Here is a 10,987-nt window from a genome sequence, read left to right as displayed (position 1 = left end):
ATGACCGACGTGGTCGCGACGACGCGAACGAACTGGGCGGGGAACATCGCCTACACCGCTCCGATCCTGCTGGAGCCGACCTCGGTCGCCGAGGTCCAGCAGCTCGTCGCGACCACGCCGCGCCTGACGGCGCTCGGCTCACGGCACTCCTTCAACCGGATCGCCGACACCGACGGCGCCCAGCTGGCGCTGGCCGGGTTGCCACCCGTCCTCGACATCGACGCGTCCCGCCAGGTCGTGCGGGTCGCCGCCGGCATGACGCACGCGCAGGTCGCGGCCGGCCTGGAGGCACGTGGCTGGGCCCTCGCGAACCTCGCGTCCCTGCCGCACATCTCCGTCGCCGGGGCGGTTGCCACCGGTACGCACGGATCGGGGGTGCGCAACCCCTCGCTCGCGCAGGCGGTCGTCGGGCTGGAGGTCGTCCGGGCCTCCGGCGAACTCGACCACGTCGACGCCGGTTCGCCGGACGGCGCACTCGACGCGCACCGGGTCGCGCTGGGTGCCCTCGGCGTCGTGACCGCGGTGGAGCTCGCGATCGAGCCGTCGTTCCAGGTCGCCACGACCGTGCACCTGGACCTGCCGTGGGAGGCCGTCGAGTCCCACTTCACCGAGATCGTGTCCGACGCCTACTCGGTCTCGCTCTTCACGTCGTTCGACGACCGGGGCGCTCGCCAGGTGTGGGTCAAGCGCCGTCTCGACCAGCCGGAACCCAGCGTCGACCTGGTCGCGCTCGGGGCCGTGCCGGCGACCGGGCCGATCCACCCGGGTGACAACGACCCGGCCGGCGTCACGGAGCAGGGCGGCGTCCCCGGACCGTGGTCCGAGCGGCTGCCGCACTTCCGGTCGGAGTTCACCCCGTCGACCGGTGCCGAGATCCAGGCGGAGTACCTCGTCCCCGCGGCGCTGGCGGTCGACGCGCTGCGGGCGCTCCGTCCCCTCGCCGGGCTGTTCGCGCCGCTACTCATCGCCGCGGAGGTCCGGACGATCGCCGCGGACACCGCGTGGCTCGCGCCGTCGTCCGAGCGGGCATCGGTGGGCATCCACTTCACGTTCCGGCGGCACCCGGCAGCCGTCGAGGCCGCCGTGCTCCGGATCGAGGAGGTGCTCGCGCCGTTCGACCCGCGGCCGCACTGGGGGAAGGTGTCGGCGGTCAGCGTCGAGCGGCTGCAGGCGGCGTACCCGCGGTTGTCCGACTTCGCGGCACTCGCGCGTGACCTCGACCCGACCGGGCGCTTCCGCAACCCGTTCCTGGCCCGCGCCCTCTCCTGACGCCCTGGGCCGCTTCGCGCGGGGGGAACTCGTTGCGAACGCATCGGGAATAGCGGGCAGGGCGTCGGCACTTGGACCGTTACGTCGTGCGACGTCCGTCGCACGCGGGATTCGGTCGGGCTCGACCGGCGGTGTCAGGATGGACGCCGCCCGGGAACCCGATGCCGAGCCTCCCGCCGCGGCCCCGCCCGCGCCACCACACCCCACGAGGAGTCATCGTCATGAGACGACCGAAGCGCCTGACCATCACCGCGGCGGTGGCCGCTGCAGCAGCCCTGGCACTCGCCGGCTGCTCGGGCGGGGGCGCTTCCGGCACCGCGTCGGGCGGCACGTCCAAGGGCGGCACGCTCAACATCCTCACGACGTCGACCGCGGTGCACCTCGACCCGGCGACGAGCCAGAACCTCAACATCACGACGCTCGGTCTGGTGCTCCGCCGCCTGACCGCGTGGGATGTCGAGCCCGGCAAGACCGCGAAGGTCGTGCCGGACCTCGCCACGACGACCGGCGACTCGAGCGACGGCGGCAAGACCTGGACGTACCACCTGAAGAAGGGGCTGAAGTTCCAGGACGGCTCCGCGATCACCACGAAGGACATCAAGTGGGGGATCGAGCGCTCGTTCGCCCCGACCCTGACCGGCGGGCTGAGCTACCACAAGTCGTTGCTCGTCGGCGGTGACGCGTACAAGGGGCCGTTCGACGGCAAGACGCTGAACAGCATCGAGACGCCCGACGCCTCGACGATCGTCTTCAAGCTCAACGCGGCGTACGGCGACTGGCCGTGGCTCGCGTCGATGCCCGCGTTCGCTCCGGTTCCACAAGGGCAGGGCACCGACACCGGTGCCTACGACGCCAAGCCCGTCGCCTCGGGCCCGTACCAGGTGCAGTCGAACACGCAGGGCACGCAGATCACGCTCGTGCGGAACAAGAACTGGTCCGCGAAGACCGACGACGTCCGCACCGCCGGTCCGTCGAAGGTGGTCTTCAAAGAGAGCCAGGACCCGTCGACCGTGACGCAGACGCTCATCGCGGACAACGGTGACGCGAAGAACTCCTTCGGTGCCACGTACCTCGGTGCCGCCGAGCTGAACCAGGTGCGGAGCAACCCGTCCGCGCAGGGTCGCCTGGCGACGTCGAAGGCCGGCCCGATCCAGTACATGGCGATCAACACCCAGAAGGGTCAGTTGAAGGACCTCAAGGTCCGCCAGGCGCTGCAGTACGCGGTGGACCGGAAGTCGTACCGGATCGCTGCCGGTGGCGCCCTCGCCGGCACCTACGCGTCGACGCTCATCACGCCGGGCATCGAGGGCCGCAAGGACTACGACCTGTACAAGGCGAGCGACACCGGTGACGTCGCGAAGGCGAAGTCGCTCCTGAAGGACGCGGGCGCCGGGAACCTCAAGCTCACCCTGCTCACGCCGAACGACCCGTCGTCGCTCGCCGAGTCGCAGGCCCTGCAGGCCGGCCTCAAGCGCGCCGGTGTCACGGTCACGCTGAAGCAGGCGGACAGCGACTCGTTCTACACCGATGCGACGAACGGCAGCGACTACGACCTGGTCCTGTTCAGCTGGCAGCCCGACTTCCCGAGCGCGAACGCCAACATCCAGCCGCTCTACGCGTCGTCGCAGATCGGTTCGGGTGGCTACAACGTCTCGCACTACAGCAATCCCGCCGTCGACGCGTTGATCGCCAAGGCCACGGGCACCGCCGACCGCTCGGCCGCCGAGAAGCTCTGGGCCGAGGCCGACAAGAAGATCATGGCGGACGCCCCGGTCGTGCCGCTGATCTACGCGAAGCAGTCGTTCCTCGCCGGCTCGAACGTCCAGGACTTCCACGTCGCGGACTTCCCGGCCTACCCGAACTACCTCAAGGTGACGCTCGCCAAGTGAGTGCACCGCTGCTCGAGGTCGAGGGGCTCCGCGTCGCGTTCGGCGACGCGGAGCCCGTCGTCCGTGACGTCTCCTTCACGCTGACCCCCGGCCGGGTCCTCGCCCTGGTCGGGGAGTCCGGCTCGGGCAAGTCGGTCAGCGCGATGAGCATCCTCGGACTGCTGCCGCCCGAGGCCCGCGTCTCCGGCAGCATCCGGTTCCGCGGCACCGAGCTCGTCGGGGCGTCCGACGACGCCCTCCGTGCGGTGCGCGGTGCCGGCATCGGCGTCGTGTTCCAGGAGCCGATGAACTCGTTCACCCCGGTCCTGTCGATCGGGACCCAGATCACCGAGGCCGTCCGGGCGCACCCGACCGACCTGGACCGTGCGGCGGTGTCGGCCCGCGTGGACGAGCTGCTGCGGTCCGCCGGACTCCGTGACCCCGAACGCATCCGGAAGGCGTACCCGCACGAGCTGTCCGGCGGGCAGTTGCAGCGCGCCATGATCGCGATGGCCCTCGCCGGTGACCCGGTGGCGCTCATCGCGGACGAGCCGACCACCGCGCTGGACGTCACCGTGCAGGCCGGGATCCTCGACCTGCTCCGCACCCTGGGACGCGAGCGCTCCCTGGCCGTGCTGCTCATCACACACGACATGGGCGTGGTCGCGGACGTCGCCGACGAGGTGCTCGTGATGCGCCGCGGCGACCCCGTCGAGCACGGCAGCGTCGCCGACGTCTTCGCCCACCCGACTGCCGACTACACCCGCGAGCTCCTCGCCGCCGTCCCCGGCCTGGAGGCGCGGCCCGGTCGCACTGCGGACGCCGAGTCTCGGCCTGAGCGACCGTTCTCGGGCTCGGCAGCGCGAGCGGTGTCGCCCAGCCCGAGTCCCGGGGCACCGGACACGGCACCGGACGCGACGCCGGGCGCGAGCGGCGCGCCGGGCGCGAGCCGCGCCTCCCGGCCGGTGGTCGCGCAGCTGCGCGACGTGGCCGTCCGCTACACCCGCCGCGGCGAGCCCACGGTGTCCGGGATCAGCTTCGAACTCCGCGCTGGCGAGACCCTCGGCCTCGTCGGGGAGTCGGGCTCCGGCAAGTCCACGATCGGGCGCGCGCTGGCCGGCCTCGTGCCGGTCGTCGCCGGTTCCGTCGAGGTGGACGGCAGCGACCTGCGGACGGCGCGCGGCAAGCGGCTCCGCGAGCTCCGCAGCCGCGTCGGCATCGTGTTCCAGGACCCGGCCTCGTCGCTGAACCCCCGCCAGACCATCGGGTGGAGCATCGCCGAACCCCTGCTCGTGCACGGCACCGAGTCCGCGGACGAACGACGCGCCCGGGTCCGCGAGTTGCTCATCGCCGTGCAGCTCGACCCGACCTGGGCCGAGCGGTTCCCGCACCAGCTCTCCGGCGGACAGCGGCAGCGCGTCGCGGTCGCCCGGGCCCTCGCGCTCCGGCCCGCCCTGGTGATCGCCGACGAACCCACGTCGGCCCTCGACGTCACCGTGCAGGCGGCGGTGCTCGACCTGCTGTCCGTGCTCCAGGTCGAGTTCGGGTTCGGCATGCTGCTCATCAGCCACGACCTCGCGGTCGTCCGCCAGCTCGCCGACGAGGTCGTCGTGCTCCGCGACGGTCGAGTCGTCGAGCGTGGCACCACCGACGCGGTGCTCGACGAACCGCAACAGGACTACACGCGCATGCTCCTCGCCGCCGCACCCGTGGCCGACCCCGTGCGACAGGCGGCGCGGCGCGAAGCGTGGCGCGAGTGGGAAGGGATGGCCTCGTGACCGTCAACGTCGTCGACCGGCCGGTCGCCGCGGCCGCGGGACGGAGCACCGGGTTCCGCTCGGTTGTCCGTCGGGTGCGGCAGGACCGCTGGGCCGTCGCCTCCGCGATCGTCATCGCCGTGTTCATCGTGGTCGCGGTCGCCGCTCCGCTCATCGCCGCGATCACCGGGCACGACCCGTACGGCTACAACATCGACGCCCTCAACTCGTTCGGGGCGCCGAGCGGCCCGGCCGGCGGGATCAGCGCACAACACTGGTTCGGCGTCGAGCCCCTCACCGGCCGGGACCTGTTCGCGATCGTGACCTACGGCGCGCGGACCTCGCTCGGCATCGGCCTGGCCGCGACCCTGGTGTCGATCGTCATCGGCGTGCTGGTCGGCGTCACCACCGGGTTCTTCGGCGGCTGGTACGACCGGGTGCTGTCGCGGATCGTCGACGTCATCTTCGGGTTCCCGTCGCTGGTGTTCATGATCGCGCTGACCGCGATCGTGCCGACGTCGTTCCCGAAGCCCGTCCTGGTCGTGCTGGTGATCGGCTTCTTCGGCTGGCCGTCGGTCGCCCGCGTCGTCCGCGGGCAGACGCTGTCGCTGGTCAGCCGCAACTACGTCGTCGCCTCGACGGCGATGGGCGCCGGACGGTGGCACGTCATCCGCACGCAGCTGCTCCCGAACCTGGCGGCGACCATCACGGTCTACGCCACCATCTCGATCCCGTCGATGATCGGTGCCGAGGCCGCGCTGTCCTTCCTGGCCGTCGGCGTGAACCCGCCGACGCCGTCGTGGGGGCGCAGCATCGGCGACGCCATCGGCTGGGTGCAGACCGACCCGATGTACCTGGTGTTCCCCGGCGTGGCACTGTTCCTCGTCACCCTGGCGTTCAACGTGCTCGGCGACGCCCTGCGCGACGCCCTCGACCCCCGCGGAGGCACCCGGTGAACGCCCTGAAGTTCATCGGGATCCGGGTGCTCGGGGCCGTCGTCGTCCTGCTCGTGGTCGCGGCGATCACCTACGCCCTGTTCATGCTCCTGCCGACGAACCCCGCCCGTGCGATCTGCGACAAGCCCTGCACGCCCGACCGGTTGCGCGAGGTGCAGGCGTTCCTCGGCACGAACAAGCCCTGGCTGGCGCAGTTCGGCGCCTACCTGGCGGGCATCTTCACCGGACGCACGTTCGGCAGCGGCGCATCCGTCATCCACTGCGCGGCCCCGTGCTTCGGGTACTCGTTCCAGCTGCACCAGAGCGTCACCGACCTGATCCTGTCTCGTCTGCCCGTCACCGCCTCCATCGCGATCGGTGCCGCGGTGCTCTGGCTCGTGGCCGGGGTCGCCGGGGGCGCACTGTCCGCGCTCCGGCGGGGGACGTTCGTCGACCGTGCGGTGATGACCGTCGCGGTCGCCGGGGTGTCCTCGCCGTCGTACCTGGTCGGCCTGCTCGCGATCCTGCTGTTCGGGTTCGTCCTCGGGATCCTGCCCACGAGCGGGTACGTCGCGTTCGGGGACGACCCCGTCGGGTGGTTCACGCACCTGATCCTGCCGTGGTGCGTGCTCGCGTTCATCAGCGCGGCGATCTACGCACGCTTGACGCGCGGCGAGATGCTCGAGTCGATGTCGCAGGACTTCGTCCGCACCGCCCGCGCGAAGGGCCTCCGTGAGCGGCAGGTCGTCGTGCGGCACGGGCTGCGGACCGCGATCCTGCCCGTGGTGACCCTGTTCGGGCTCGACCTCGGGTCGCTGCTCGGCGGTGCCGTCATCACCGAGAAGGTGTTCTCGATGCAGGGGCTCGGCGCGCTCCTCATCGACGCCGTGCACACGCTCGACCTGCAGGTGGTCGTCGGCTTCACGCTGTTCTCGGCGCTGCTGATCGTCACCGCGAACGTGATCGTCGACGTGGTCTACGCATTCGTCGACCCGCGGGTGCGCCGGCGCGCGTAGGTCCCCGGGTCCGGCCTGGAGGCGCGGCTCACCCGGGCGCGCACCTCACGTCGTCGCTTCCCACCACCGCAACACGCGGGTGCCGGAGAGCGTCAACCACCGGGACGGCTCGCCCGTGGGCACGTCGACCTCGAACCACTGCCGTCCCGGTGGCCGCTCGCCCTGGAGCCAGCGACCGTCGTCGGTGCGGGCCCGTCGCACGACGTCGACGGCGTCCGCCGCGCGCGGATCGGGAGCGGTCCCGTCCTGGAGCGCCGCAGCCCGCAGGTGGTCGGTGACGCGGAGCGCCGTGTAGATCCACCGGAACGGGTACGCGAACTCGTGCACCCAGGGACCTACGACCGTGCCGTCCGACTTCCGGTACAGCAGTCGCCGTTCGAGCAGGTACTCGGCGCCACGGTGTCGCGCTGCGCGGAGCTCAGCAGCGCGCGGGTGCCGGCCGCCCGTCCGCCGCTCGTGGTCGAGCAGCCCGTCCAGCACATTCAGGGTCGAGTGGAAGGACGACACCGTCGAGCCCTCCACCCACTCGCAGTTCCAGCCGCCGTCGGCCTGCTGGTGCTCGAGCAGCCAGTCGGCGATCCCGTCGACGTCGGCGCCGAGCCACGCACCGTTCGCCAGGGTGAAGGCGTTGATGCAGCAGTCGACCTCGCCACCCCAGTAGGGCAGCTGGTCGTACTCCCACCGACTGTTCGCCGCGAGCCGCGCCGCGGTGTCCCCGAGCACGGCGGCATCGAGCCCCCAGTCGCGCAGCGCGTTGAGCGACCAGGTCGTCGCCGTGTAGGGCTGGCCGGGTTGCCGTGCTTCAGGGCCGTCGAACGCGAAGTCGCCGGGGAAGTAGGCCCCGCCCGCCCACTGGCCGTCCGGGTCCTGACGGGCGAGGAGCGCCGCACCGAACCCCTCGGTCGCGACCCGTGCCCGCGTGGCCTGCCACGTGGTGGCGGGGGCGTCGAGCAGGTCCCGTTCGGTCTGCCACCGGAGCGCCGGGTCCGCGTCGAGGAGCCAGTCGACCACCGTGTCGTCCATGGCGAGTCAGGCTACGCCGTCACCGCGCGACGCGTGGCGGGCAGGAGGAGCCCATCGGGCGGTTCGGCCGTCCCGGTGTCAGACGCCGGGACGGTCGACCCCACGTCAGAAGTACGTGATGCCGTGCGGGGTCCGGAGCGGCGTCAACATCGCCGCGAGGAGTGCCGGTGCGGCCGGGTCCACCGCGCGGAGGAGCCCCGCGGACGCGAGGGTCCGCGGCGAGACCGAGCCGATCAGCAGCGCACCGAGGTCGGCGACGTCGAGCTGGAGGTCAGACCCGGCCGCGTCGACGTCGTTCGTGACCCGTGTGACGCTGCCCCGGCCCTCCAGGACGTCGAGACGGTACGTCCCCGTCGTGAAGCCGAGCGCGTCGGTCACGGCGAGCGTCAGCGACCCGTCGACCGCGTACGGACGCGACGCGAGCACCCGCGGCACGTCGAGGACTCGGAGCCAGACGTGGTCCTCCTCGTGCTCGACGTCGTACGCACGGTTGTCCCCGAGCGCGGCGACGATCGGGTCGTCGAGCCGCGAGCGGCTGTACTTGACGACGTCGTTCAGGTCGATCGAGAGCAGGAACTCCCACAGCGACAGGTACGCCTCGTCGGTCGCGTAGACCAGGTCGACGATGGTGAGGACCGTGTCGCTGTCCCGGGTCGCTCCCTCGGCGACGCGCCAGGTGACGTAGCCGTCGACCTCGTCGGACCCGTCGGGACGGTGCACGGCGGCGCGGACGCCCTTCGCGGGTTCGCCGTCCAGGCCGAGCAGACCGAGGGCGACCGGCCACGTGCCGGCGTTCCGGACCATCGAGCCGGGCGTGCGGGCGTTGAACCGGTCGAACACCGAGCGGCCGACGCCGCCCGCGAGCCACTCGGGGGTGACCACGGCGACGGTGCCGCTCGTCGGCGCGAGGAACGGCAGGGCGCGGTCGCGCCGGACGCGGACGGCCCGCTCGCGGATCGCGCTGCCGAAGCCGAAGCGGCGGTAGATCGTGCCCTCTGACGCGGTGAGGGAGGCCATCGCGTACCCGTCGGCCACACCGCGCTCGAGCGCGTGCGTCATCATGCGACGGAGGATCCCGCGTCGGCGCTCGGTGGGCCGGACCGTCACGGCGGAGATCGCCTGCGTGTCGATGGACGAGCCGTCGCCCCAGCTGAGTGCCTTGTGGAACCAGGCGAAGGTGCCGGCGGGCCAGGTCTCGTCCACGGAACCGGGCTGCGGGTGCCGGACGTAGGCGCCGAGCCAGGTGTTGTCGTCCTCGACGAAGTGCCCGACCATGCGCGCGGCGTGCTCGTCGCCGGGGTGTGGCTCGTGGAACCCGAGGCCGACGGCCTGCATCCAGCCCTCGGTCTCGGCGTTCGGTGCCCCCTGGTCGTCCGTCCCGGGCGCGAACTCGCGCAGCTCGTAGCGGTCGTCGAATGCCTCGTTGCTCACGGTTCGACACTATCGGTGCCGGGGTTGGACGTGACAGGGGTCACGGCATGCTGCGCCGGGCCTCCTGCGCCACCACGGCCTCCAGGTCCGCCAGTCCCCGCATCTGCTGCAACGGCCGGACCATCCGCCGGTTCCCCCGCAACGCCGGTTCGGCCCGCTCCAGGAAGGCCCAGTACCCGGCGGTGAACGGGCAGGCGTCCTCCCCGAGCCGCTTCGTCGGGTCGTACCGGCACCCACCGCAGTGGTCCGACATCCGGTCGATGTACCGCCCGCCGGACGCGTACGGCTTCGTGGCGACGACCCCGCCGTCAGCGTGCTGCGACATCCCGATGATGTTCGCCGGCATCACCCAGTCCGTGCCGTCGACGAACACGTCCGTGAACCACTCGGTGAGCGCCAGCGGGTCGTACCCGCGCTGCAGCGCCCAGTTGCCGAGGACCATGAGTCGCTGGATGTGATGCAGCCACCCGTGGTCGCGGAGCCCCTCCACCGCGGTGCTGATGCAGACCGCGTCGACCTCGGTGGGATCGAGCTCCTGCCACCACCGGGGCAACGGCTGCGTGGCACCGAGGGCGTTCTCGGACGTACCGTAGTCGTCACCGAGCCACCAGTAGAGGTGCCACACATAGTCGCGCCAGCCGGCGACCTGCCGGACGAACCCCTCCACGCTGGACAGCGGCGCGCCTCCGGAGGCATGGGCGTCGAGCGCCGCGGTGATCGCCCGCCGCGGATCGAGCACGCCGAGGTTCATCGGCACGCTGAGCAGCGAGTGCGCCATCGTCCAGTCGTTCGTGAGCACGGCGTCCTCGAACGGCCCGAAGTCCCCGAGCCGCACGGCCACGAAGTCCTCGAGTGCCTGCTCGGCCTCGTCCGCGGTGACGGCGAACCGCCGCCGGTCGTCGCGTCCGACGAACCGCACCGTGCCGTCCCGTTCGAGCCGGTCGAGGTCGTGACGGACCTGCTCGTCGACGTCGTCCTCGACGGGCCACCACGGCTCCGGCAGCCCCAGGGTCGTCGCACCGCGCGGTGGTGGTTCGCGGTTCTGCTCGTCCGTGCTGAAGGTCCCACCGACGGGCTGGTCGCCGTGCATGAGCCACCCCTCGCGCCGCCGGACCCGCTCGTAGTGCGCCTCCATCAGGAAGCGGCCGGTGCCCTCGGCCGCCCACTCCGCGAACTCGGCCTCGTCGGTGACGAACCCGCGGCTCGGCAGGACCCGGGTGCCGTGACCCCAGTGGCGGACCTGGGCGCGGAGGACGCGGGACGGCGGGTCGATGACCTCCAGGTCGTCCCGCCCGACGAGCGCCTGTCGGACCGTGTCGACGCGGACGTGTTCCGCCCGCTCGCCGAGTTCCCGGACGCGGTGTCGCAGCGCGCTGAGCCACAGGTGGGCCTTCGCCCGGTGCACGGGACGGGTGGTGAGGAACTCGAGGGCCTCGACCACGACGGTGGGCCCGCCGTCGTCGAACTGCGGTCCGTACTGCCCGGGCAGGATCAGGCGTCGCCGCTGCTCGGTCATGCCGGGGACGGTACCCGGCGGGACGGGGCACCGGCCTGGAGGCGCGGCTCGCCTCGCGTACCCCGGGTCGCGTCCGGCGGACCATCGGTCGGACAGCCGGCCCGCGGCAGCGCAGCGGACCCGCAGCAGCGCACCGGCCCTGCTCCGGCGTGCCGTCGCGCCGCGATCAGCC

8 protein-coding genes are annotated in these 10,987 nt (G+C 72.1%); 5 read left to right on the top strand and 3 right to left on the bottom strand.

The genetic code is table 11. The features are described from left to right. The 5 genes from J7E22_RS13705 to J7E22_RS13685 all read left to right on the top strand — a co-directional run bounded on the left by J7E22_RS13705 (position 1) and on the right by J7E22_RS13685 (position 6,845). On the top strand, positions 1 to 1,269 hold the full coding sequence (locus tag J7E22_RS13705) for an FAD-binding protein (RefSeq protein WP_214982368.1): 1,269 nt from the start codon (positions 1 to 3) through the stop codon (positions 1,267 to 1,269). 221 nt (positions 1,270 to 1,490) lie between these two features. Then, entirely contained in the window at positions 1,491 to 3,158 is a 1,668-nt protein-coding gene (locus J7E22_RS13700) for an ABC transporter substrate-binding protein (RefSeq protein WP_214982367.1), read from the top strand. Beyond that, entirely contained in the window at positions 3,155 to 4,915 is a 1,761-nt protein-coding gene (locus J7E22_RS13695) for an ABC transporter ATP-binding protein (RefSeq protein ID WP_214982366.1), read from the top strand. The genes J7E22_RS13700 and J7E22_RS13695 overlap by 4 nt, the downstream gene beginning before the upstream one ends. Continuing rightward, positions 4,912 to 5,850: an ABC transporter permease gene (locus J7E22_RS18295; RefSeq protein ID WP_214982365.1), complete on the top strand. Its 939-nt coding sequence runs from the start codon at positions 4,912 to 4,914 to the stop codon at positions 5,848 to 5,850. Before J7E22_RS13695 ends, J7E22_RS18295 begins: the two co-directional genes overlap by 4 nt. Beyond that, positions 5,847 to 6,845, top strand: a complete 999-nt coding sequence (locus J7E22_RS13685; protein WP_214982364.1) for an ABC transporter permease — start codon at positions 5,847 to 5,849, stop codon at positions 6,843 to 6,845. The genes J7E22_RS18295 and J7E22_RS13685 overlap by 4 nt, the downstream gene beginning before the upstream one ends. Positions 6,846 to 6,890: 45 nt before the next feature. On the opposite strand, the gene J7E22_RS13680 is transcribed toward J7E22_RS13685, so the two are convergent. The 3 genes from J7E22_RS13680 to J7E22_RS13670 all read right to left on the bottom strand — a co-directional run bounded on the left by J7E22_RS13680 (position 6,891) and on the right by J7E22_RS13670 (position 10,815). Then, the gene (locus J7E22_RS13680) at positions 6,891 to 7,868 is read right to left on the bottom strand and encodes a squalene cyclase (protein WP_214982363.1); all 978 of its coding nucleotides are present in this window, start codon (positions 7,866 to 7,868) and stop codon (positions 6,891 to 6,893) included. Between the two features lie 105 nt (positions 7,869 to 7,973). Then, the gene (locus tag J7E22_RS13675) at positions 7,974 to 9,299 is read right to left on the bottom strand and encodes a GNAT family N-acetyltransferase (protein ID WP_214982362.1); all 1,326 of its coding nucleotides are present in this window, start codon (positions 9,297 to 9,299) and stop codon (positions 7,974 to 7,976) included. Between the two features lie 40 nt (positions 9,300 to 9,339). Further along, positions 9,340 to 10,815, bottom strand: coding sequence for a cryptochrome/photolyase family protein (locus J7E22_RS13670; RefSeq protein ID WP_214982361.1), 1,476 nt, complete (start codon positions 10,813 to 10,815; stop codon positions 9,340 to 9,342). Positions 10,816 to 10,987 lie beyond the last annotated feature (172 nt).

It is taken from the genome of Curtobacterium sp. ISL-83 (genome assembly GCF_018613895.1).
In the GTDB taxonomy this organism is placed as follows: domain Bacteria; phylum Actinomycetota; class Actinomycetes; order Actinomycetales; family Microbacteriaceae; genus Curtobacterium.
Note: the sequence above shows the minus strand (reverse complement) of the source record. Positions and strands in the feature narration are given on the sequence as shown.